The 24728-nt window shown below is 42.7% G+C and carries 22 protein-coding genes; 17 read left to right on the plus strand and 5 right to left on the minus strand.

The genetic code is table 11. From position 1 onward, the window contains the following. Window positions 1-16: 16 nt before the first annotated feature. Together MHH50_RS09210 and MHH50_RS09215 are read left to right on the plus strand one after the other, a co-directional pair. On the plus strand, window positions 17-508 hold the full coding sequence (locus tag MHH50_RS09210; RefSeq protein WP_340034224.1) for an RNA polymerase sigma factor: 492 nt from the start codon (window positions 17-19) through the stop codon (window positions 506-508). Next, on the plus strand, window positions 505-1506 hold the full coding sequence (locus MHH50_RS09215; RefSeq protein ID WP_076179723.1) for an anti sigma factor C-terminal domain-containing protein: 1002 nt from the start codon (window positions 505-507) through the stop codon (window positions 1504-1506). Before MHH50_RS09210 ends, MHH50_RS09215 begins: the two co-directional genes overlap by 4 nt. Window positions 1507-2101: 595 nt before the next feature. Here MHH50_RS09215 and MHH50_RS09220 read toward each other — a convergent pair. Next, window positions 2102-2446: a helix-turn-helix domain-containing protein gene (locus tag MHH50_RS09220; RefSeq protein ID WP_036684053.1), complete on the minus strand. Its 345-nt coding sequence runs from the start codon at window positions 2444-2446 to the stop codon at window positions 2102-2104. A 174-nt stretch (window positions 2447-2620) separates the two neighbouring features. Here MHH50_RS09220 and MHH50_RS09225 point away from each other — a divergent pair, with 174 nt between their 5' ends. The 5 genes from MHH50_RS09225 to MHH50_RS09245 all read left to right on the plus strand — a co-directional run bounded on the left by MHH50_RS09225 (window position 2621) and on the right by MHH50_RS09245 (window position 7440). After that, window positions 2621-3553: an aldo/keto reductase family protein gene (locus MHH50_RS09225; RefSeq protein ID WP_038569620.1), complete on the plus strand. Its 933-nt coding sequence runs from the start codon at window positions 2621-2623 to the stop codon at window positions 3551-3553. 31 nt (window positions 3554-3584) lie between these two features. Then, on the plus strand, window positions 3585-4433 hold the full coding sequence (locus MHH50_RS09230) for an NAD(P)-dependent oxidoreductase (protein ID WP_076309817.1): 849 nt from the start codon (window positions 3585-3587) through the stop codon (window positions 4431-4433). A gap of 35 nt (window positions 4434-4468) precedes the next feature. Then, window positions 4469-5491, plus strand: a complete 1023-nt coding sequence (locus tag MHH50_RS09235; RefSeq protein ID WP_076309818.1) for an SDR family oxidoreductase — start codon at window positions 4469-4471, stop codon at window positions 5489-5491. A 153-nt stretch (window positions 5492-5644) separates the two neighbouring features. Beyond that, a complete protein-coding gene (locus tag MHH50_RS09240; protein WP_076124835.1) occupies window positions 5645-6304 on the plus strand; it encodes a class I SAM-dependent methyltransferase in 660 nt (219 codons plus the stop codon). A gap of 83 nt (window positions 6305-6387) precedes the next feature. Then, window positions 6388-7440 (plus strand): CapA family protein, encoded by a 1053-nt coding sequence (locus MHH50_RS09245; protein ID WP_254848712.1) that lies wholly within the window; start codon window positions 6388-6390, stop codon window positions 7438-7440. Window positions 7441-8285: 845 nt separating this feature from the next. Here MHH50_RS09245 and MHH50_RS09250 read toward each other — a convergent pair. Both MHH50_RS09250 and MHH50_RS09255 read right to left on the minus strand, forming a co-directional pair. Then, window positions 8286-9119, minus strand: a complete 834-nt coding sequence (locus MHH50_RS09250) for a carbohydrate ABC transporter permease (RefSeq protein ID WP_036684045.1) — start codon at window positions 9117-9119, stop codon at window positions 8286-8288. Further along, entirely contained in the window at window positions 9119-10009 is an 891-nt protein-coding gene (locus MHH50_RS09255; RefSeq protein WP_036684044.1) for a sugar ABC transporter permease, read from the minus strand. The genes MHH50_RS09250 and MHH50_RS09255 overlap by 1 nt, the downstream gene beginning before the upstream one ends. Before the next feature lie 197 nt (window positions 10010-10206). Here MHH50_RS09255 and MHH50_RS09260 point away from each other — a divergent pair, with 197 nt between their 5' ends. The 4 genes from MHH50_RS09260 to MHH50_RS09275 all read left to right on the plus strand — a co-directional run bounded on the left by MHH50_RS09260 (window position 10207) and on the right by MHH50_RS09275 (window position 17353). After that, window positions 10207-12069: a sensor histidine kinase gene (locus tag MHH50_RS09260; protein WP_340034598.1), complete on the plus strand. Its 1863-nt coding sequence runs from the start codon at window positions 10207-10209 to the stop codon at window positions 12067-12069. Then, window positions 12062-13708 (plus strand): response regulator, encoded by a 1647-nt coding sequence (locus MHH50_RS09265; RefSeq protein ID WP_340034225.1) that lies wholly within the window; start codon window positions 12062-12064, stop codon window positions 13706-13708. Before MHH50_RS09260 ends, MHH50_RS09265 begins: the two co-directional genes overlap by 8 nt. Window positions 13709-13830: 122 nt before the next feature. Then, complete coding sequence (locus tag MHH50_RS09270) at window positions 13831-15141, plus strand: extracellular solute-binding protein (protein WP_076124844.1); 1311 nt, start codon at window positions 13831-13833, stop codon at window positions 15139-15141. 130 nt (window positions 15142-15271) lie between these two features. Further along, window positions 15272-17353 (plus strand): glycoside hydrolase family 36 protein, encoded by a 2082-nt coding sequence (locus MHH50_RS09275; protein ID WP_340034599.1) that lies wholly within the window; start codon window positions 15272-15274, stop codon window positions 17351-17353. A gap of 77 nt (window positions 17354-17430) precedes the next feature. Here the strand turns inward: MHH50_RS09275 and MHH50_RS09280 are convergent, their stop codons facing one another. After that, the gene (locus MHH50_RS09280; RefSeq protein WP_076184251.1) at window positions 17431-18204 is read right to left on the minus strand and encodes a GHKL domain-containing protein; all 774 of its coding nucleotides are present in this window, start codon (window positions 18202-18204) and stop codon (window positions 17431-17433) included. Between the two features lie 17 nt (window positions 18205-18221). Next, window positions 18222-18971 (minus strand): LytTR family DNA-binding domain-containing protein, encoded by a 750-nt coding sequence (locus MHH50_RS09285; RefSeq protein ID WP_340034226.1) that lies wholly within the window; start codon window positions 18969-18971, stop codon window positions 18222-18224. Window positions 18972-19153: 182 nt separating this feature from the next. Here MHH50_RS09285 and MHH50_RS09290 point away from each other — a divergent pair, with 182 nt between their 5' ends. The 6 genes from MHH50_RS09290 (at window position 19154) to MHH50_RS09315 (ending at window position 24695) form a co-directional block, all read left to right on the plus strand. After that, a complete protein-coding gene (locus MHH50_RS09290) occupies window positions 19154-20881 on the plus strand; it encodes an ABC transporter ATP-binding protein (protein WP_076179649.1) in 1728 nt (575 codons plus the stop codon). A 77-nt stretch (window positions 20882-20958) separates the two neighbouring features. Next, complete coding sequence (locus MHH50_RS09295) at window positions 20959-21138, plus strand: CLI_3235 family bacteriocin precursor (RefSeq protein WP_036684027.1); 180 nt, start codon at window positions 20959-20961, stop codon at window positions 21136-21138. 40 nt (window positions 21139-21178) lie between these two features. Next, the gene (gene ccpM / locus MHH50_RS09300; protein WP_217904434.1) at window positions 21179-22636 is read left to right on the plus strand and encodes a Cys-rich peptide radical SAM maturase CcpM; all 1458 of its coding nucleotides are present in this window, start codon (window positions 21179-21181) and stop codon (window positions 22634-22636) included. Beyond that, window positions 22636-23757 (plus strand): TIGR04066 family peptide maturation system protein, encoded by a 1122-nt coding sequence (locus MHH50_RS09305; RefSeq protein ID WP_081387796.1) that lies wholly within the window; start codon window positions 22636-22638, stop codon window positions 23755-23757. The genes ccpM and MHH50_RS09305 overlap by 1 nt, the downstream gene beginning before the upstream one ends. Window positions 23758-23773: 16 nt before the next feature. Next, window positions 23774-24058, plus strand: a complete 285-nt coding sequence (locus tag MHH50_RS09310; RefSeq protein WP_036684022.1) for a hypothetical protein — start codon at window positions 23774-23776, stop codon at window positions 24056-24058. 1 nt (window position 24059) lies between these two features. Continuing rightward, window positions 24060-24695, plus strand: coding sequence for a DUF6033 family protein (locus MHH50_RS09315; protein ID WP_076184254.1), 636 nt, complete (start codon window positions 24060-24062; stop codon window positions 24693-24695). The last annotated feature ends 33 nt before the right edge of the window (window positions 24696-24728 follow it).

The following is a 24728-nucleotide window of genomic DNA, read 5'->3' on the forward strand; positions in this document are numbered from 1 at the left end:
CGAAGGGAGGTGCAGGATGAAGCCCGGGCAGCTACATCAGATACTTCAACCTAAAATGTTAGAAATTCAAAAATACTTGATTCGTCTCGGGGCACCTGCAGCCGACGCTGAAGATATCGTACAGGATACGGTGTATAAGGCTCTTTTGTATATTGATTCCATTGATGAGAACAAATTCAGTGCATGGTTATATAAAGTAGCGATCAATCGCTACTATGATCTGTGCCGCCGCCGCAAGCGGATAGTCATTCCTATTGACTATGTAGATGTGCCGGATATGGAATTGCCAGAGGATCATGTGCTGTTAAAAGAGAAACGGGAAGACATCGAAAGAGTGATGGATGAGCTTCTACCGCTCCATAAACAACTCATTATTATGAAGTATGAGCTGGAGCTGTCCTATCAGGAGATAGCTGAGCTTCTGGGAATTACGACAGATACAGTGAAATCGGCATTGTTTCGTGCCCGCAAGCAATTTCAAAAAAAGTATAGAGGTGAAGCGGAATGACAGCTCCATGGGAACAAAAGGATGATCAGAACCTTTCAAAAGTAATTAAGAAGGCAAAACGAAAAACAATGATTCGAAACACAATCATTTCTCTAGTGGTGACGGTTCTAGTATTATTCGGCGGGATGCTGGGTAACGCCCATCTGACAAGCTGGTTGGCGATGCGTGGTTTGGATGAAGAGAGGATCATGATGAAGATTAGCAGTCCTAACCTTCAGGAGTTGAGAACTGAGCTTGATTTAGGGTTTCTATCGGGTAAAGTTGAACTGAGCACTTACAAAGTTGTTGAGGGTGTGCCCATCGTATGGGATACTAAAAAACTGTATTTCGATATGGGCAGCCGGTTTTCTCTGCTTAATAGGGGATACTCTAGTATAAATGTTCCTGACCCGGTAATGACACAGCAAAATTATGAATACTACCGAGGATATAACAGTCAAAATGGTCAGCGGGAAATGATGTTTTATGTGCCTGGAGTGAATTATAACGAAAAAGTGTTGAATGACCTGCCTTCACTCGAACAAATGGAACCTGGCAAGCTCGTAGAAATGGCTGTTTCTTTTGATAAAAGCTACACTCAGGTAGAGGTAGAGAAGATGCTGCCGGCGGGTTTGTCACAGACTTGGTATTGGGTAGATACGTATGACAATAAAAAGAACCTTGAGTTTATTAGGAATGACAGCAGCCCGAATAAATATGCCTTACCGGAATCTGCTAGACAAGTATATGGCTACGGTGGGGAATGGGAAGGGTTATTTAAGCCGAAACCAGAGGATTTTTTACAATCCTTAACCTATGGGCTTCAGATGAAGGGCAAGCATTACGGAGAGTTTGAGCGAATCTCGAATTACTTGAAAAAGGATAAAGCGGCGCCGGACGCCAGTGATGTACAGCTATTGGGAGTTGTCGTTACTGGAACTGCGAAAGAGCTGCAAAGCCTCAAAGGAAAACCCTATGTAAATACGGCAGTTCTCGGCGCGATTGTGGATAAATATTAGATCAATATAGTAAAAATGCTGGAGGGGTTATTCTATATGTGGATTTTCTACGAAAAGAGACGATCTCTCCTTCATTTTCAAAAATGCAAGGGAAAGAGCAGCGATTCATCCTCCTATTGGATCTTCGCTGCTCTGCGTTTTTGATTATCCGCGATCTGCTTCAGTAGTAGATTGAAGGCAAGGCAAAGCCTGCTGACCTCAAACGGCAATTTGTGTATGACGTGATCGCAGAAATCGCTGGTATCTTCGATTGTTTTCAGATGTCCAAATACGCTTCCGACTCTATAATTAGGGAAAACCTCCCTGTAATTTACCTGATTTGGTGAAAAATAAAGGAATCACCTCGATTTTTAGGGAGAAATCCCCTCATTATGCTCTTTTTTAGCGAATTTCGGCTATTTTTAGGGAGTATTTCCCCAATTCATACACCGCAAACCGCACACCGCACACCGCACACCGCACACCGCACATATCCCATGGGTTAAGTAAGAATCCATCCATTGTATAGCCTATTTATAAAAAAGAAGCTGCCCTATAAGTAGAATTCTCTACTTTTTGGACAGCTTCTTTTTTCATCGGTCACAATCTGCTCAAGCTAAGTCCATTTCGCGGACCACAGCTTCATTTCCTTCAAAATTTGATGTAAATCCTCACCTTTGGGAGTAAGCGAATATTCTACCGTAACAGGAACAGTCGGAAATACGTGACGTTCAAGCACACCATGCTCCTCCAGATGGCGCAACGTAGTGGTTAGTGCGCGGGGAGAAACATTAGTGATTTTTCGTTGCAGTGCCCCAAAACGCTGCGTGCCGTCGAATAGCTCTCTGAGGACAAGAAAGGCCCATTTTCCACCTAATACTTCAAGTGTTTTTTCAACATTACATTCAATAGTAACAGGGGTTTTGGGGATATAATTATTAGTAGATTTAGCTGTCTTCAAGGTATCTCCTCCTGTTTGTGAAGCTACTATACTCTAGTATAGTAACTACACTAGAGATCATATAATAAACTAATTTTCACTTCTTTCTATTATATACAAACTATTCTAGAATGAATATGAGTGCTAAGCAACCTGCCAAAATCAAACACGGAACTATGGAGAGGAGCAGTTATTATGAAATATCGCAGATTAGGTGGAACCGGTTTAAAAGTCAGTGAGATTAGTTTGGGAAGCTGGCTGACATACGGAGGCTATGTGGAAAGAGATAATGCTGTTAATGCCATTGAAACCGCTTACGACTTAGGCGTGAATTTTTTTGATACTGCAAATGTTTATGAAAAAGGTGCTGCCGAGAAAGTACTAGGTGAGACTTTACGTAACTACTCTCGTGAGTCCTATGTATTAGCTACTAAAGTATACGGGGAAATGGGCTCGGGGCCTAACGACCGTGGACTATCCCGCAAACATATCACGGAACAGTGTCATGCTAGCTTGAAACGTCTCGGAGTAGAATACGTGGATATTATGTATTGCCACCGTTTTGATCCGGAAACTCCAATTGAAGAGACCTTACGTGCGCTAGATGATCTGGTTCGGCAAGGCAAGGTATATTATGTCGGTGTTAGTGAGTGGACGGCGGCGCAAATGACCGATGCGTTAGCTGTAGCAGACCGCTATTTGCTAGATCATATTGTTGTTAATCAGCCGATTTATAATATGTTTAACCGTTATATTGAGAAAGAGATTATTCCGCTCGGCGAGCGCCGTGGGATTGGACAGGTAGTATTTTCTCCACTGGCTCAAGGGCTGTTAACTGGAAAGTATAACACGGACATCCCTGAGGATAGCCGTGCTGCTAAGCTGGATCGATTAAAAGATTCGATTACAGAAGAAAAGATTGAAAAAGTCCGCCAATTGAGTGGGATCGCCACGGAGCTGAATATTTCTGTTGGGAATTTGGCTTTGGCTTGGATTTTGCGTCAACCTAATGTAGCTAGTGCGCTGGTGGGTGCCAGCCGTCCGCAGCAGGTCGAAGAGAATGTTAAGGCTTCAGGTATTGAGCTTTCGGAAGAGATTTTGAAGCAGATTGAGGAGATTCTGGAGTAGTTGTTAGCTTCATAAAAAAGGAGACACACTCATGGCGAAAGTAGTTGTTACAGGCGGCAGTGGGATGTTGGGCAGATGGGTGGTCCGGCATTTTGTAGAGCAAGGGTATGAGGTTGTGAATGTAGATACGCAAAAATCCGCAGATTCTTTGTGCCAAACGATGATTGCTGATTTGAATAATTTGGGTGAAGTATATGGTGTGCTCGCAGGCGCTGATGCAGTTGTACATTTGGCTGCAATCCCAGCTGCAAATATAAAGACAAGTGAGGTTACCTTTCAAAATAATGTAGTATCTACCTATAACATTTTGGAGGCTGCAGCGGGTCTCGGGATTCGGAAAGCAGTGATTGCTTCCAGTGAATCCTCTTACGGAATCTGTTTTGCGGTTAATCCTTTGGGGCCGAAGTATGTGCCTATGGATGAGGAGCATCCACAGTTACCTGAAGACAGCTACGGTCTGTCTAAGGTTGTGAATGAGCAAACCGCTGAGATGTTCTATCGCAGAAAGGGTATACAGGTCGTTTCCCTAAGAATCGGAAATGTTATTGATCCATCGGCGTATGAACGTTTCCCTTCCTTCATTCATGATCCAGCGCAGCGCGATCGTATTCTATGGAGTTATATTGATACACGGGATGTAGCAACAGCTTGCCAATTGGCAATCGAAACGGATGGATTGGGAGCGGTTGCTCTTAATATATGTGCAGATGAGACCAGCATGGCTGTTCCTAGCAGAGAGCTAATGGCCGCACGTTATCCAGAGGTGACGGATTTCCGCCAGCCGCTGGAGGGTCACGAGTCGCTACTCAGTAATGAGAAGGCCAAAAAGCTGCTAAATTGGAAGCCGAAGCACGTATGGCGAGATTTTGTTAACCAGTAAATAACGAGCCGGATTCACTATAAGGAGCGTGCAAAATGAAGGTCTTATTTATCGGAGGTACGGGATTAATTAGTCAGGCTGTATCCCCGTTGGCTGTAGATCAAGGAATCGAGCTGTATTTGTTCAACAGAGGACAGCGGGATGAATTCGTTCCAGAAGGTGCAAAAGTTATTAAAGGAGACATTCGTAATCCGGCAGAAGCCACATTAGTATTACGAGATTACGAATTTGATGTAGTGGTAGACTGGATTGCTTTTACACCGGAACATGTGCAGGCAGACATTGACCTGTTCACAGGTAAAACGAAGCAGTACATTTTTATCAGCTCAGCCTCTGCTTATCAGAAACCGCAGCGTAATTATGTAATCACAGAAGAGACACCGCTGGAGAATCCTTATTGGGAGTATTCGAGGAATAAAATTGCGTGTGAGCAGCTGTTGATGGAAGCTTACAAGGCGAACGGATTCCCGGTTACGATTGTTCGTCCTTCCCATACCTATGGAAATACAGCCATCCCTGCGGCACTCACGAGTGGCCAGCATCCTTGGTCACTGATCGATCGTATCCGCCGTGGCTTACCTTTAGTCATACATGGAGATGGAACCTCTTTGTGGACACTGACACATAATTCGGATTTTGCCAAAGGTTTCGTTGGGTTGCTTGGACATCCGGAAGCGATAGGCGAGGCCATTCATATAACTTCCGACGAGGTATTAAATTGGAATCAGATTTACGCGGCCATCGGACAAGCGGCAGGTGTGGAACCTAAAGTGGTGCATATCTCCACAGACTTTATCACAGCCTTTTCCCCTCCAGGGACAGCGGATGGTTTGGTCGGTGATCAAGCGGTAAGCAGTGTTTTTGATAATAGCAAAATCAAACGTTTCGTGCCTGACTTCCAGGCTACTGTGCTTTTCTGTGAAGGGATCAAGCAGTCGGTTGCTTGGTTCGAGGCTCATCCTGAGCAATGTACGGTCGATGCGGAATGGTCTGCGTTACTTGATAAGTTGATCGAGAGACATGGAATTGAGGCCAAACCTCTCTCATTCTACGCATAAGGTTTATACAGTTATATTTAAAGACGGTCTGTTCCTAAGGGAGCAGCCGTTTTTTTTGGGTTTGTCTCGTTCAATGTAAGGTTATGGAATGAATCAGCAAATCATGAATATACTCTCACTACCTAAAATTCCGTTGAAAAAGGAGTCCTGGCCATGCCAACCCATCCCTTTGTCTCGCGTTTTTTCGTAAATTCAGATGCACGTCGTGAGAAGTTAATTTATGATCTGCCGGAATCATGGTGGAGCCGTCCCTTTGAATATGAGTGGTGTATTAACTTTATTTCTCCGCATGGTGTTGTGCTGGATGCAGCCTGTGGGATTCCTCATCCCTTGAAGTTTTATTTAGCAGGGGTTTGTGCAGAGGTCTATGCCTGCGATATGGACAGTAGGGTTATTTACCCAAAAGCTATCCAAGAATGTATTGAGAATGAGATTGGGGAAAAAGCGGCGAAGCAGGTTATCGCTAGAAGAACAAACAACCTGCATTTCGCTCAAGCTAATCTGACGGATCTGCCTTATGAGGATGAGAGCTTTGACACTGTTTTTTGCATATCGGTATTGGAGCATTTGAGCTTTGAGGATACGGTGGGTACTTTACGGGAATTTCACCGGACGTTGAACGAAGAAGGATTATTGGTATTGACATTTGATTATCCAACGGTAAATCTGAGTCTTATGAATGACCTGCTGCTACAAACTGGATTTCAGTATTGGGGGGAGACAGATTTTGAATTGCCTGCGGATGCTGTGCATACGGATGCATGGGGTGGATTAAATTGTTTTAGAGCCGTTCTGAAAAAAGCAAAGGAATAACAGGTCTTTTTACTCTTAATTTAGTAACCTCTTTCCAGTATGCTAGGATCATGCTAACAAAAGATGAGAGGAGGCTGTATTTTTTGAGATTAGGATCGAAGGTTTTACGTAGAATAGCACTCATTACACTTTTGTTATCACTAATAGTTCCTGTGACATCTGCTTCCAGTGCAGCTTCACTATCTTCAGATCCTATAAAGCTTGCTTTTGCGGGTGATATCCTTTTGGACGGTTTTGTTGGCGATCAGATTGCTAAATATGGGGTGAACTTTCCGTTTGTAAAGGTCGCACCTACGCTGCAAAAGGCTGACATCGCCTTCGCCAATCTGGAGACGCCTGTGTCTATCCGAGGGAAAGCGGCAGAGAAAACCTTTGCCTTCAGATCCAAACCAGCAACGTTAGGCGGCCTAACCTATGCCGGGATTGATGGAGTGTCCTTGGCGAATAATCATATTTTGGATTATGGAAAAGACGCTATGCTCGACACGCTGATCCATTTGGATCGAAACAAGATTGGCCATACAGGCGCTGGCAAAGATGAAGACGAAGCGTTCAAGCCTTATACTAAGACGGTAAAAGGGAAAAAGATCGCCATCCTTGGTGTTAGCCGTGTGCTTTCAAATCCTTCATGGTATGCCGGCAAAAACAAACCGGGAGCCGCTTCAGCTTACACCTCGCAGCCTATGCTTAGCGCCATTCAGAAGATGTCCAAGGAGAATGATTACACGATCGTATATATTCACTGGAATGAAGAGTTTAAGGATTTCCCTGAAAAGTACGCTCGCACACTAGCTAAACAGATGATTGATAGCGGGGCGGATTTAATCCTTGGCGCACACAGTCACTGCCTTATGGGCATCGAATACTATAAGCACAAGCCCATTTATTATTCACTTGGGAATTTTGTGTTTAATCGCTCCACACGTGGTGGGGAAAAAACACTTAATTCTATGCTTTTGAACGTTGAGATTAAGGACTCCAAGATGACCAGCAAGATTACCCCTGTCAAAATCATTGGCGGACAGCCCAATTTTATGGATGATTCCTACAATAGGAAAACGATTAAGCTCCTGAACACCCTATCTTTTAATGCCAACATAGATGCTAACGGCAGGGTCACAGAGAAAGAGCTTTAATAAATACAAACTCTGATTAGCTATTCACGGATCGCGCTCGATCTCGTTAGAATGCGAAATGTGTGGAGTAACTGTGGAGTCCGTATGGGGTGGCATAAGTATGTATGGAGCACGTATGGAGTATGTATGGAGTATGTATGGAGTACGTATGGAGTATGTATGGAGTGGCGTATGAAGTACCAATGGAGTGCCTATAAAGTATCACTGTTGTGTTTGTGAAATAACTGTATTCTATACACCTATTTTATATGTAAAACGGACCATTCTGCTTTTAAGTGTATTCTATGCAACTAAAAACTAGAGAATCGACCTAGAGGGCAATATATCAACAGAATAGTTGTACGAAATACAGCTATATCCATCAGCCGAGCGAGTTGCAGAATTATAGTTGTACAAAATACAGTTAAACTACTAGTTAGTATTGGAATGTCTGCATCAAAAGCAGACTGCAGCAGTGTGCAGTGAGTATTTATGGAGTCCGTATGGAGTGCCTATAAAGTATCACCGTTGTGTTTGTGAAATAACTGTATTCTATACACCTATTTTATATGTAAAACGGACCATTCTGCTTTTAAGTGTATTCTATGCAACTAAATACTAGAGAATCGACCTAGAGGGCAATAAATCAGCAGAATAGTTGTACGAAATACAGCTATATCCATCAGCCGAGCGAGTTGCAGAATTATAGTTGTACAAAATACAGTTAAACTACTAGTTAGTATTGGAACGTCTGCATCAAAAGCAGACTGCAGCAGTATGTAGAGTATTGGAACGTTTGCAAAAAGGGGGAGATCCATATGGATCTCCCCCTTTTTATGCAGAAGCTAAGGTTGGGAATCAGATAATCAGCCCTTCACCGCCCCCGCAACAACACCCTTAACGATGTACTTTTGCAAGAAGATGAATACAACGATCGATGGCAGCACCGCCATGACCATAGCTGTCATCGCATATTGCCAATCTGAGGTATATTGGCCCACGAAGGTGTAGGCAGCCAGTGTCAGCGTTTTGGTATCTGGGGAGCCGTTGACCATGAGCAGCGGGAGCAGGAAGTCATTCCAGATCCACATTACGTCGATAATGACAATGGTTGTTGTGACCGATTTCAACAGTGGGAAGATGACACTGAAGAACAGGCGGAAGCCGGATGCTCCATCAATCGTGGCACTCTCATCAATTTCAACCGGAATACCCTTGACGAATCCATGGTAGATAAACACGGCGAGTGGAGCACCGAAACCCCAATATAACAACCCAAGTCCCCAAGTACTCTCAGAGAGATTTAAGGTTTTAGCGGTTTGCAGAACGGTCAGCATGATCGATTGGAACGGAATCAGCATCGGCATAATGCAGAGGAAATAAATCACCCCGCTCAGTCTGGATTTCGTCCGTGCCAGCTTGTAGGCTGCTATGGATGAAATGAACACAATACCCAGAAGACCTACACCGGTAATGACAAAGTTGTTCAGGAACAGCTTCGGATAGTTGATAAACTTCCACACGTAGGAATAGTTGCCGAAGACCAGATGTTTCGGCAGGGCGATGACATCCGTCATGACTTCGCTAAAGCTTTTTAACGAGTTGATAATCGTCAGAAATAGCGGATATAGAAACAGAAGAGAGAGGATGACCATAACAACCTCTAGAATAATTCGGCCTGCTTTGCGGTTTGTATTCATTATGCCTCAACCTCTCTTCGTTTGAAGAATGCTAACTGGAGAATGGTTACCACCAAGACGGCTAGGAACAGGATAAGCGCTTTCGCTGTACCGTATCCATACAGATTGTTCTGGAAGGTATCCCGGTAGATATCGTAAGCGATACTGTAGGTAGTTCCGCCAGGTCCGCCCCCGGTTAATGACAGGATGACATCGAACACCTTGATCGAATTGGTCAGTGCCATGAACACAGAAATCGTAATGGATGGAGCGAGCAGTGGCAGTGTAATACTGAAGAATTTTCTCATGGGACCAGCGCCGTCAACTGTGGCTGCTTCTTTGAGGTCCTCAGGTACAGATTGCAGACCAGCAATATAAATGACCAGATAAAAACCAATCGACTGCCAGATGGAGACGGCCAGTATGGAGACGAAAGCAAGTCCCGGCGTCCCTAGCCAACTTAGACCAAATATGGACCAGCCTGTACTTTCTCCGAGTGAGTTGAAACCTTGCATAAAGATAAATTTCCAGATAAAACCGACAATGACAAGACTGAGGATATAAGGAATAAAGAAAGCGGCTCTCAGCCAAGGAGTGCTCTTCAGCTTCATGTCCAGAACCAGTGCGAGCAGAATGGCTAGCACGTTAACGAGAACAATGTACAGAATCGCATACTTTATGGTGAACCAGGCTGAATTGGCGAAGTTGGTGTCGCCCATAAAGATTTGTTTGAAATTATCAAGTCCGACAAACTTAGGGTGTTTCGAAATACCGTTCCATTTGGTCATCGAATAGCGGATAGTCATGGCAAACGGAATGTAGAATGCTACAGCGATACAGATTAGGACTGGGAGAGTGAATAATCCGAATTCTGTTTTCTCGCGCCATCTTTTGCCGAGTGATTTTAACATGGATGCACCTCTTCTTGATTTGTTGGGTGGTAATATCGACTAGGCTTGCCACACATAACCATTCCGGTTAGTCTATATTGTGTATTATAGAGCAGTACCCTATACTCAAAAATGGATTTAAGAGTACAGTTAGGGGTAAAAAGGTGAACTGAAATATTTATAATTAAGCCTGTAAATCGTGGAGGAGGTTGCCGGTCATTATTAAAAAGTGGATCATAAAGCGGTTTGAACCCGTGCTGGAGCTTGTCTCACGCAGGTTGGCGAACAAGCTTATTTTGCTGTTTACAATCATCATTATTTTGGTGGTGACCTCACTGACGTTCATTTCATACGGCATGCTGCGAAAAGAATCGGTGGATAACAGCATCGCCAGTACGAGCAACAATCTGTTGCTTGTCGGCCGGAATCTGGAGAGTTATTTGGACGGCATCGAGCAATTATCCCTGCCGCAAATATCGTATGACGAGATCACCTATGCGATTTTGCATGAATCGGAGGATTATGCCTCGAAGATGTATGTGGAGGACTACTTGAAGAACCTGTACTTCTCCCGCAATGATCTGGAAGCTATCTACCTGTATGTGATCAAGGAGCACAAGTATTATTATGTCACCAAAGAGAACTACAATATTACCGTGCGGGTCGCCGAGCATCCGTCGATTGAGAATCTTTCCTGGTATAAAAAAGCGCTGGCCAGCCCGTTTAACCGTTCTTACCAGTCTTTTGTAAAAAACCAAACCTCGATGATCAATAGCTCCGACTACCCTATAAATAAGGATAAAAGCTTCATGGGCTACCATCGATTGCTGCGCTCCATAGTCTCCAGGGAGCCGCAGGCGGTACTCTCCCTTTATTTCAACTCCTCGGTTACGGACGAGATTATGAAGGATATTCCCTTCAGTAAAGGGCAGCACCTAATGTACGTCAGTCCCGATAATGAACCTTTTGTGGTGGATGACCCCGGGTTTTATCAACAGAGCGAACAAGCGGGACTGCTTAAGGAGCTGACACCAGCCTCAGGAGGACGCGTGACGTGGTCGGATAAAGAAGAGAAGTATCTAGTGATTTATGACATCAGTAAAAAAGAAGGCTGGAAGCTGATTAAGCCGATTCCCTACAAAGAAATTTATGAAGCGGCCACGACAACACGCAAATTGAACTATTTCATAGGACTGTTATTTTTAATCGTTTCGGTCATCTTGGTCAGCTTTATTTCGAACAAAATAACGAGCCCGCTAAAGAATCTGTCGCTGCAGATGAAGCGGTTCAGTACAGGCAGCTTTGACGCTGAAGCACAGGTTGAAGGAAAGGATGAAATTGCCTATCTGTCTCGCCACTTCAATAAGATGGTGGAAAAGACGAATGAGCTGATCAATGAACGGTACAAAATGAAAATTGTCGAGAAAAATGCTGTACTCAAAGCACTGGAAGCTGAGATCAATCCGCATTTCTTATATAATGCCCTGCAAGCCATTTCCACCAAGGCGCTGAAAAACAACAATGATGATATTGTCGATATGGTCGATAATCTTGCTATGACGCTGAGATACTGCATTAGCGGTAAAGATGTGGTCCATGCCAGAGAGGAATTAAAGCATATTGAACGTTATTTAGCGCTGCAGAAGGCCCGTTTCGGAAACAGAATGCAGGTGGCCTACCAGTGGGAAGACCCTTTGCTGGAGCTGGAGATTCCGAAGCTGTCCATTCAAACCTTGGTAGAAAACTGCATCAAGCATGCGCTGGAAAAAGTATCCACAACGATCACAATTACCATTGAAGCGCATGTGACGCCTAGCCATACTGTTATTTCAGTGACGGATGATGGACCGGGGTTTAGCGGGGAGCGGCTGGAGCAAGTGAGAAATTCTCTTCAAATCCAGTGGGAGGATCAGGGCGGAGAAAACGCTGCAGAAAGTGACACGGAAAGCATCGGACTGAAAAATTTGAACACGCGGCTGAAGCTTTTGTATGGTGAGGCTGCGGGTTTGGCCATTACCAGTGATGCTGGCGGAACAAAGATGGACATGCGGTTACCGCGGGGAGGGATTAACCATGTATAAAGTACTGATTATAGATGATGAGGAACCGTTGCGTGAGGCGATCAACATCCTGGGAGACTGGAAAGGACTAGGTGTCGATCAGGTACTGGAGGCTACGGATGGAAGTATGGGCCTAGCCATGCTGCGTGAGCAAAAGATCGATCTCGTATTGGTCGACATGAAGATGCCGGAGCTGAACGGAAGTGAGCTGCTGCAGATCGTGGAGAAGGAGTTCCCGGAACTGCTGACGATTGTAATCAGCGGCTACAATGATTTTGAATATACCCGCCAGGCTATCCGCTCTAAGGTAGTTGATTATTTGCTGAAGCCGGTCAACCGGGCGGATTTGAATGCGGCCTTGCGTAAAGCTATAGATGTGCTGGAGGCCAAACGCAAGAAAGAAAGTGAGTTCATCAACAGGAACATTACGCTCAACATGTCTCTGCCGAAGCTAAAGGAGAAAATCTATCTGTCGATCATTGAGCGCAGCTTCAAAAATCAGTCCAACGAGGCTTTTCTGCCGTTGATCGGCGCCGATACGACCGGAAACTATTTTGCTGCGGGTGTACTGCGGGTGCTCAATTTGGAACAAGTGCGTCGTAATCGCTTCCATGAGGACCGGGATTTGCTGCATTTTGCCGTCACAAATGTGATTAATGAGAATAGCGATGAGCATTTTCAGGCTTTCAGCTTCGCCAGCCATAAGGGAGAACGCGAGTTTATCGCCATCTTCACGATGAAAGGCGGCTATGAGGAGGACGCAACTTTCCGCTCTTTACATCATATGAAGAAGTTAGTCTCGACGCTGAAAGAGCTATTCGGAATTGTTGTTGCCGGAGGAATCGGACAGCCCTATGGTGACATCATGGCGCTTGCTCAATCCTATGAGACTGCCAAAGCCTCTCTCGACGGGATTGACCTCCTGACGCTGAAGGGAGCGATTGTCACAAATAGCAGCAACGATACTTCCCAGGGGAAAGATAATCCTTCCTTGACAGGGCGCATGCCCTTGATTCGCAACGCACTGGAGAGCGGAAATATCAATCATGCCAAAAGTATTTTAAGCGAATTCACGAAGAAATGGGAGGCTTCCGGACGTTTTAATCTGGGCGAGGCTGACCGGCAGATAGAGGAATTTATTATTCTGCTGAACGATATTGCGACGGAGCTGGATGCGATCCCCGAACGTATCCGCGGCGGTAAAGATAAAGGATTGCGCGGGCTAGGCATCGGGAGCGATTTTGCTTCCTTTGGCGAATTTGAGCGGGTGCTGAGCGGAATTCTAGATTGCTATGGCAATGAAATCAGCAAAAGCCTTGCTGGCAATCGCCCCAGCGTACTGGAAAATATTAAAGCATACATTGATAATCACTATTTTGAGAATATTAAAATATCGATGTTCACGGATAAATATTTCCTGAGCAGAGAATACTTGATGAAACTTTTTAAAGGGCAATATGGTTATGGCATACATGAGTATGTACAAAAGGTAAGAATGGACAAGGCAAAGGAGCTGCTATTCACCCCCGACTTGAAAATCCAAGACATTTCCGAGATGTTGGGGTACAAGGACAAAAATTATTTCAGCAAGGCGTTCCGGAATTATTATGACTGTTCACCTTCTGAATATCGGGTTCTGCTATTGAACGGGGAGGAGTGAAGCGGTTACATGAACACACTTTTTTACCCTAATAAGTTCACTTATGTACATTCTTATCCTTTTTCTTTTTCTTTAGAATTGTCTCAAGACCACTAGATGCATGAGGAAAAGGGGGCAACATCATGTTAAAAAGATTTATGGCTTTATCTGCGAGTCTGCTGCTCGTCGGCGGATTACTGGCGGGCTGCGGCGGAAACAACAATGCCGCTAACAATAGCGGAACAGGGAATACTCCTGCCACAGATTCTGGCAAGCCGGTCACGATTAATATGTTCACCGCATCACCCGAGTACACTGATGCTTTTAACGCTTATATTGCCGAGTACAAGAAAGTTAAACCGAATGTGACGATTAATCTGGAGATTATGCAGGCTGACTACAATACGGTGCTCAAATCGAAGATTGCTGCGGGAAGTACACCTGACGTATTCCAGACCACAGCGGGCGGAGATATTGATACTTTTGCGGAGTATAGTGCTGACCTAACTAATGAGCCACTGGCTGCGGCGATGACCGATGCAGTGCGTTCTAACATGAGTTCTTCGGACGGTAAAGTGCTCGGTCTTCCGGTAAAAGGAAATCTATTCGTCCTGATGTACAATAAGAAACTGTTGGCTGACGCTGGGATTACAGAAGTTCCTAAGACAACAGCCCAAATGGACGATGCGATTACTAAGCTTGAAGCTAAAGGCATTACTCCTTTTGCCAACGCTTATAAAGAGTGGTGGGTATGGAAACACATCTTCCAACACTTCGTAGATGCGGCAGCCCAAGATGCAGGTACGGATGCTAAGACACTAGTAAATGATTTTATTGCCGGAAAAACTACGATCAAGGATCACCCGGTGCTGTACAATAACTTCTTCAGCTTCGTTGATACTACTGTTAAACATGGCACAGACAAACCGCTTGAACGGGACAGCAATGCTGAAGTCAGCGACTTTGCATCCGGCAAAACAGCGTTCATGACGGGTAAAGGCGCATGGGATGAAGAAGCCATTAAGAAAATTACACCGGACTTCGACCTGGGTATTATGGGTTACCCAGTCAGCGACAAGGCTGAACAGTCCCAGATCATTACTGGTGCGGATCAAGCCCTGCGTATCAATAAGGATTCTGCTGTAGCTGCTGAGACTATTGAATTCTTCAACTGGCTGTATACTTCTGAATACGGTAAGAACTGGTTCTCTACAGTAGCTAAGGTTATTCCTCCAATTAAGGATGCTCCTATGCCTGACCTGCAAATGCCAAAAGAAATGGAAGAAATCCTCAAAACAGAGAAATCCGGCGACCTGTCCGTGAACTACTCTCTGGATACCTTCCACCAAAAATTTGGTGAGCTCATGCAGGCTTACATCGGCGGCAGCAAAACTAAGGATCAAGCCATCGATGAAATTCAAAAAGCTTGGATTCAATTCGGATCGGCAGAATAATTAGGTTCAGATCAGGGGCGGGCTCCAAGGTAAGATTCACTTACTGGAGAACCGTCCCTTTTTTACATGTTATATAATCATAAGAAGATACTGAGACAAAGTCAGGAGGTACATTATTGTGAATAGCAAAATGATTGAAATCATTGAAAATGGACTATATCTTACGATTGAAGTTACGGAAGATCAGGATGTTCGGCTGTTGCATTTTGGAGCGGCACCTTTGGAAGCAGTCATAGCGGATAAGAACAAGCAAGGCTTCCGGCTGCTGGAGCTGCAATTATCGGGCGAAGACCGCGCCGAATATCACGGGCGCACACACCGAGCATCCTATCCGGGTCTTCGGATGGTATATGCGGGGCACAGCGATACAGTGAATGCGCTCGGACGTAAACTGGAGTTTAGCTTGGCTGATCCGATTTCGGGAATCCAGGCAATGCAGCATTTTCAGTTCTACAAGGGTGTGCAAATCGTTCGAAGCTGGACAGTGCTAAAGAATGCTGGAGAAGCTGAGGTGGCAGTGGAATACATCTCTTCCTTTGCTCTTACAGGTGTAGACAAAGAGGGGGGCGGGGAGCGCAATGATAAGATTGAAGTAACCCTTGCTCACAGCGGATGGCAGAGTGAACTTCAGTGGCGGACCTACCGCCTGCCTGAGCTCGGAATGTATCATTTGGCAGACCGTGGCTCCAAACGAATTGCCGCAAGCAATACAGGCTCTTGGTCAGCAGCGGAACTTCTGCCGATGGCGGTTTTGCATAATAAGGAGAGCGGGACAAGCCTGTTCTGGCAGATTGAGCATAACGGCTCCTGGCATTGGGAGCTGACGGATCAATACGATCAGCTTACACTGCTGGTCAGCGGACCTACAGAACATGATAACCATTGGTGGCTGAAGCTAGCTCCCGGTGAAGAGTTTACTTCAGTACCAGCAGCTGTAGGTGCAGTGCGGGGAGGATTTCAGGGCGCGGCAGAACAGCTTACGGTATATCGCCGGATGATCCGCAGACCTAATGAGGATAATGAGCTGCTGCGGATTATTTTTAATGACTATATGAATTGCCTATGGGGAAGCCCAACGACTGAGAAGCTACTGCCTTTAATTGATGCTGCCGCAGAAGTAGGTTGTGAATATTTCTGTATTGATGCTGGCTGGTATGCACCCGGAGAGTGGTGGGATGGCGTAGGCCAGTGGGAGCCTTCCAGCGAACGGTTTCCGGAAGGGATTAAATATGTGCTCGACTATATCCGCAGTAAAGGGATGATTCCCGGACTATGGCTTGAGCTGGAGGTTATGGGCATCAACAGCCCGAAGCTTGCGGAGACTGATGACAGCTGGTTTTTCATGCGGCATGGTAAAAGGGTTAAGGACCGTAGCCGCTATCAGCTAGATTACCGCAACCCGAAAGTCATTGATCATGCAAACGGTGTTATTGCGCGTCTGGTTGAGCAGTACGGTGTAGGATACATTAAAATGGATTACAACATCAATGCAGGCATTGGGACAGAAACGAATGCGGACAGCTTCGGAGATGGGCTGCTACAGCATAACCGCGCTTATCTGGCTTGGTTGGACAGTATCTTTGTTCGTTATCCGAAGCTTGTTATCGAGAACTGTTCCAGCGGGGGAATGCGCATGGATTATGCGATGCTTAGCCGACACAGCATCCAGTCTACTAGCGACCAGGAGGATTATGTACAGTATGCGGCCATTGCTGCAGGTTCTCCGGCAGCACTGACACCGGAGCAGTCCGCAGTTTGGTCTTATCCGCTGCGCGAGGGGGACGATGAGGAAGTCATCTTCAATATGGTTAATGCGCTGTTGCTTCGTGTACACCAGAGCGGTCATTTGGCGGAGCTTGAACCCCACCGCAGAAGTCTAGTTAAAGAAGCGCTGGATTATTACAAAACCATTCGCAGTGATATCCCACACGCCACACCTTTCTGGCCACTCGGCCTGCCGGACAGTGAGGGCGAATGGGTCAGCCTTGGCCTGCGGCGCGGCGAACGACGGTATGTCGCGGTATGGCGGATTGCCGGAGAAGCTGCGAATGTCCAATTGCCGATGGTAGAGCTGAAGGGACTTGATCCGGCGATCACCTGTGCCTATCCTCAGCAGCATAGCTCAACCTGGAATTGGGATAAATCGGCAGGGGTTTTGACGGTGGCGCTCCCACCAGGAAAAACAGCGAGATTGTTTGAGATTACTTCGTAAAGCTTGCGGCGGGCCTGCTCTCCTTCAATCTGATGTTTGGGGAGCGGTCGCTGTAGCTTGCTAGGGAAATAGTTTATTCACTGCCTTTCTAATTCGGTCAGGATTGGCGTATCTGCTGAAAGTATGTTTAGAAAAGGCAGTACAATGATCGTTTCGAATTCATTATTTTCAGCGTTAGTAACCAGATGACCTCCGTATTTTTCGGTGACACTTTGAATATTTGTTAAGCCGAATCCGTGAAAAGCGGGATTCTCTTTAAAATTATGCTGTACTATAGTGCTAGAATCGTTCCGTGAGTTGGTGACTTGGATAAACAATGAAGTATCAGTAGTGAAAATTAGCAGCAGAATAAATCTATCTTCTTTTTTGGGAACTCTTGCAGCGGCGTTTAGAGCATTATCCAGCACGTTCCCGATCACGGTACATAAGTCAAACCGATCAATATCAATAGCTTCGGCGTGTATATGAATATCATAATTCATAGCAATTTTGTGTTCACAAGCAATATTTAGCGCGTTACCAATTAAAGAATCAATTACCAAATTACCTGTTGATAGTTTTAGAGAAGGCTGATGAATTTGACCGAGCATTGAATTAATATGATGGATAGATTCCTGAATCTCATTCTTCTGAATACAAGTCCGGACATATACCAATTGCTTGTTCGTATCATGGATAACTTGTTTGATGCTTGTAAGGGAATGTGCGGTTTTTTCATAGCTGTTGTGTTGATAATCCATTTGTTTATGTAATTGCAGATTTTCTTTAGTCAGTTTGGCATTTTCATTAATTTTACCGAATAAAAGGATGGTTTCTCTGATTAGCAGAATAAGCAACATCATGATTACCATTGATAGATAAAGAGTCGTCATCCTCGTTCTTTGAATTGTGCAATCATATAATAGGCGTAGGCTTCTTTAACCTCTTTTGCCTGAGTACGGCCAATAGGAAACTGCTCTTGATTGTGCATGATTACGGAAGTAGCTGTAAACTTATGGACATGTTCCAGATTAACAATAACGGAACGATGAATAAGCATAAACGGACGGTTTAGTTTACTTATATATTCTGAAATTGTACCTGAAATTATGTAATGCTGCATTGAGGTAATGATCTTTAGCCGGTTTTTAGCCAAGGAATGTTTGATTTTAACAATCGCAATAACGTCAGAATTTTTGATCACGATATGTCCATCTTCAGTTTTAATCATTAGAAACCTATTTACAGAAGAAATGATATAGTTACATAGCTTTATTATCTTTGCCTCAAAATACTCATAGTCTACCGGTTTAATCAAATAATGGAAGGGTTGCACATCAAAGCTGTTCATTACGTACTGCGGATAGTTAGTCAAAAAAATAATTTGAACCTCTCGATCCGGAAGTGCACGGATTTTTTTTGCAACCTCGATTCCATTTAATCCTCTCAGTTCAATATCCATTAGAAGTATATGAAAAGGATAACTACTCTGTTGATTATAATAGTGAAGCAATTCCTCACCACAGGTAAAATATTGAATCTCGAAAGAGTAAGCCGTGCTTTTCATAAGTCTTGGGAGATATTGCTTTAGCAACTCGTGTTCCTTTTTCTCGTCATCACATACGGCTATGCGTAACAAAGTCATTCCCCCCATAATTAAATTTGTTAATCTTCAGAGATACAAAAACCTGACACAAAACGTCATTCAGCCTCCTATTTCAACCATTAGCTACCAAATTACCCCAAATATTCTTTTATATGATATATTGATAGCGTTCTCAATGTCAAACCGAAGCTTGAAAGTAGAAGAGGATATATTCTATGAATGATAAGAATACCCTTAAAAAACTTATCAGATTATTCAAACCGCATAAAAAGAATTTATGTTTTATTTTTCTGCTCTTAATATTTTCTACTTTGATTAGTTCCATTTTGCCGATGTTCAACAAAATCATTATTGATGAAGGATTTATGAAATCAGATGTTAGAACCATTATTTTAACGGCAATCTACATTTTTCTTTTGTCAATGTCTAGTAGCTTTTTAGATTTGCTCAAAGAAAAACAAAGAATAAAAATAGCTTCAAATATTATCTACTCCTTGCATAAAGCTGCATTTGATCTACTTATGAAAGTGAAAGTGAAATATTTCACTGATAAAAACTGCAGTGAAATTTTAAATCGCGTTAGTACCGATATATCGAATATTTCGCAAATAACGGATGGTAGCATGCTTTTTATTGTTAGTCAGTGTTTTAGTTTGGTAGGAGGAGTTATTGGACTTTTTATCATAAGTTGGGAACTTACACTCATTGTGCTTATTTTAATCCCTATAGAATATTTTATTTTGAAATCGTTTGCTAAAAAAAGAAAGATGCTTGCGGAAAAATACATCACGAAAGATGGAGAATATTCGCATTGGTTTGAGGATAGTTTGAACGGTGTGAAGGAGACAAGGCTTTTTAATTTATTCGTTTTCAAAGAAAAAGAATTTGCGGACAAGCAGAATCAAGTAATAACCTCCCATATGGGAATCAGTTTATTGGACAATTGGCGGATTACTGTGGAGAGATTTCTAATTGGAGGACTAGTTCTTCTTATATATGCTTCTGGATCGACGATGATATTAGATTCAAAGCTTTCGGTAGGAAGCATATTTGCTTTTATTACCTACAGCGCTTATGTAACCACTCCTATCTCATCGATGTTGAATATTGGATACTTATTGTCGGGAATAATGCCTTCTGCCCGAAGGTATTATTCGTTGCTCGAGGAAGAAATCGAAGCTTGTGATGTAGAATCCGACAACATTGGTATGAAGCGACTCAATCCTTTTGGGAGCATTCAGTTTGAAAATGTAAGCTTTGCTTATGATACTGAACTGATCTTGTCAAATGTGAATTTCACGATTGGCAGCCATGAGAAAGTGGCCATTGTAGGAATGAATGGTTCGGGGAAGTCTACAATCCTAAATTTAATCCAGAGGTTTTACGAACCACTTGCAGGACGAATTTTATTCGATGGAGTGGATATTAAGGCTATTAATTTGAATGAATATCGGGAATTAATTTCGACCGTTAGTCAAGAGGTATATCTTTTTGACACAACCATCGAAAATAACATAAAACTTTACAGTGAAACCCATGAGGAGCAGTATAGACAGGCTATTGAGGCTACCCAATTATTAGAGAAGAATACAAGCCAGTTTAAGAATTATGTCGTAGGTTCTAATGGGAACAAGTTGTCCGGTGGACAAAAACAAAAAATCGCGATAGCCAGAGCATTAGTAAAAAGCAGGCCCATGGTGATTTTTGATGAAGCGACCTCCAACCTTGATCTTCACTCTGAACAAGCAATTAACCATCTATTAGATACAGTACTCAGTAACAATACAGTGATTATAGTCAGTCATAGGCCGGAAATTCTGAAGCATGTGGATAGAGTAATCTTTTTAGAAAAAGGTCGGGTATCCGATATTGGACTTCATGAGGAGTTGTCCTATACAAATGAAAGGTATCGGCTCATCACTCAACAGCATCAATTCGTTTAATGGGTTTACCCTTCGAGTGATTTAAATATCAAATATTGATATTTAGATAAATACGATTTGAAAGGAGGAATAGGCATATGAAACAACTTGTAAAAAGAACAAATGCAAATTATGAAACGTTGGAGGCATATGCAGCTTGCAGTGCATGTCCTTGTTATGCATGTACATGCAATGCCAGCGGATCAAACAAAGCAGCCATGAAACAAGTAACCTATACTGGTAACTCCATGAAGATGACTGCTATTGGAATCGGGTAGTAAGTGCAATCTTAAGTATAGCTAAGAGCAGGATGGCTAAATGGCTTTATTAAAAAAGCTGTCCTGCTTCACTTTTAGAGTGGGGGGAGTTCAGGTGCCAGTATTTCATTTATTTGAAACGGTAACGGGAAAATATATGTTCGATGCGAATGCAAATACATTTCTTAAATTAAATGAAAGATCTTATCAGGCTTTGTTGAACTATAGAAATTCAAACTTTGAACAAGTGGAACCGGAGATTCAAAACTTATTTGATTCCGGTTTTTTGGCGGAGAAACAGGATTTTGAGATGATTCATCCCATGAGCGACTCTTTGCAGCACAATTTAAGCAGAAGCGTTGGCTCGATAACTTTGCAGGTCACGCAAAACTGTAATTTAAGATGCAGCTATTGCGCGTATTCAGGGAGCTACTTACACAGAGTACATACCAATAAGAGAATGAAAAAAGAGGTTGCTTTGAAAGCAATTAAGTTTTTGATTGAGCACTCCGTAGATTCTCCAATTATTAATATTGGATTTTATGGAGGAGAGCCCTTACTGGAAATGGACTTAATAAAAGCTTGTGTTGCTTATGCCAGAGAACAAAGTGCGGGCAAAGAACTAACGTTTAACCTTACTACAAATGCAACTTTAATTACCGACGAAACCTTAGAGTTCTTATCTTCTAATGATTTTAATTTAACGATCAGCCTGGACGGCGATGAAGTCGCGCATGATAGAAACCGAGTTTTTGCGGTAAATAATAAAGGTAGTTTTCAGACTATTATGGATAATATTGAAAATATCAAAAACAAAACACCAGACTATGTTGATAAAGTGATGTTCAATGCAGTTATTGATCCAAATTCAGATTTTAGCTGTTCCACAAACTTTTTTTCAAACTATGAGACCGTAAAAGACTTTGCTGTTATGGCAAGTGATATAGCAAGTAGCTACAAAAAAAGTGAGTCCTTAATCAATGACAGTTTTATCAAGATGTATAATTACGAAGTTTTCAAATTATTTCTTTATAAATTTGATAGGCTTAAGAAAAATGATGTATCCAAGCTGGTGATGGAAAGCTTTGATCAAATCCAGGAGAATGTCCATAACAGGCTTAGAATCTCTTTCTATGATGTAAAAAAAGACCATCATTCCGGACCGTGTGTTCCAGGAGTACAACGATTGTTTGTGAATGCTGACGGTGCTCTGTATCCCTGTGAAAGAGTTAGTGAAGCATCTAGTGTAATGAGGATTGGGCATATAGATACAGGCTTTGAATTGGATAATATCCGGAACATACTAAACATTGGAACAATAACGGAGAAAGAATGCAAAGAGTGCTGGGCCTTTAGATATTGCACTTCTTGTGCAATGGCCGCCGATGATATCAGTGAGTTTTCTGCTGCCAAAAAATTAAGTATCTGCAATAAAGTTAAAGAAAACACTGAGAGTTTGTTTAAAGATTATTGCGTACTAAGAGAGTTAGGCTACGACTTTGATAAAGAAAAAGTGTAATGGGGGAGACAATGGTGAAAAAAAGAGCAATTGTTTATCCATATCATGCAGATTTCGGTCCGGTCGTCAGATTCTCCAATTTACTGGGCAACTATGAGCTTGTTTCATTAATGGCACCTTTAGGTTTTGGACTGAATGAAAAAGATGCAGCGTACAGCTATTATGGTGAGGATGTGGGTATAAAAGTTAAAGATTCTTTTTCAGATGCTGAATTTGATGTGTTAATGATTTGTGAATTTGAATGCAGTTTTGAAAAAGTGGTGTTCCCGACAATTATCAAAGCCGCAGAGATGGGAAAAGATATTGTTCTGCTTAACAGATGTGCTGATCATGAAGTTGAAATGGTAAAGAAGGTATGCCTGAAAAATAATGTGGAACTCACAAGTTTTTTTGGAATTGACATTGACAGAACGAAAGTAGAACTCGTTGAGAAAATACTGCTGGATATTAATGTTCCGATAATCTGCGTGGCGAGTCTTATGGAAAAATCCAATAAATTTGATGTTCAGCTTAGCCTAAGGGATTATTTCTTGAAAGAAGGGTACAAAGTAAGTCAAATTGGGACAAAATCTTATTGTGAGATTATGGGATTTCATTCTTTTCCTGATTTTATGTTTAATCATAAAGAAGCGGAGATAGATAAAATATTTCTTTTTAATCACTTCTGTAAATATATTGAATTGAACGAACGACCTGATGTAATGATTATCGGAATTCCAGGCGGGACAATGGTATATAATAATCTGTTTACCAATAGATTTGGTATTACTGCATTCGAGGCGGCTAGTGCAATCCATCCGGATGTCGGTATTATGAACTTGACCTATGATGATTTTAATGGAGAGTTTCTCGATAAGATATGTGTGTCAACAAAGCATAAATTAGGTTTTGATATTGATTGTTTTAATATGTCAAATCATAAATTTGATACGGGCAGAAGCAAACAGGATAAAGAATTGAAGTTTTTTACGGTTGATTCTAAGTTGGTTGATGAAAAAATTGCAAAAATATCGCTAGAGTCAGTGGTTCCTCTGTTTAATTCGTTAAATGGGACAGACACTTTGAAATTAGCAGAATGCTGTGAAGCTCTATTGTTACAGGAAAATATGCAAATCGTATAAAAGAAGGGTGATATTTATGGATCTGGATCAAGTGCGTGAACAGATAAACGAAATATTATTCGACGTAATGGGAATGGACAAGATCAAGCTTAATGAAAACTACTTCTATGAAGATTTATTGGGCGAGGCGATGCAGTTCTCACCACGGGATTTGTTGGTTCTATTTGTACATATTGAGGAAAAACTAAAAATACAAATTCCGGAAACCGATATATTAAATGGATGCTTCAACAGCCTAGATCGAATTAATAATACAGTTTGCCGCATTCTACAGGAAAAAAGAATAAGGGAGTTGGTTTAAGTTGTTGAATGTAGCTTCACTCAGTAGCCTGAATCGTGCGGGGGCTGCAATGGTAATCCAGAAAAATAAGAGTTCAGAGATTTCATTTCAAGACGCGCTATCGACATCGAGTTCGGAAGCGGTTTTGATGGAATTGGAAAAAAAATTCGACATTAAAATCAACGTTCAAGCCATACCAAAGAACAATGAAGCAGTGAAAAGTGTATACTCTGGTAGTGTTGGCAAAGGGAATGTAACCATTGCTCCAAATATACTGAATCAGTCGGCAACAGATCCACAAATGCAAAAAAGGGTAGAAGCAATTATTCAGGATCATTTTGATTCCAGCGCTAATGATAAACCCGGTGATGCCAGTGGCGTCATTATACATCCGGATGGAACAGCTACTTTTTGGGTGATTGGTGATTATTTAACACCTGCCGAGCGGGAGAAGATTAATAAAGAAGTAGAGGCAGATAAAAAGAAAAAGGCGGAGCAGTTAGACTCGTTGAGTAAATTAAGTAGCAGCTCTAGCCTATCACAATTCGGGTTATTTATTGACAACTCCAATAATGGTGAAGAAGATAGCATGTATTTAAATAGTGTGCTACAAGCTAGTCTGGATTCGATGCTGCGGAAAAAGAACCTGTTTAATTAAATGATTAATCACTTTTTTAATCATGACTACCGC

Source organism: Paenibacillus sp. FSL H3-0302 (assembly GCF_037982245.1).
Classification (GTDB): Bacteria; Bacillota; Bacilli; order Paenibacillales; family Paenibacillaceae; genus Paenibacillus_AQ; species Paenibacillus_AQ odorifer.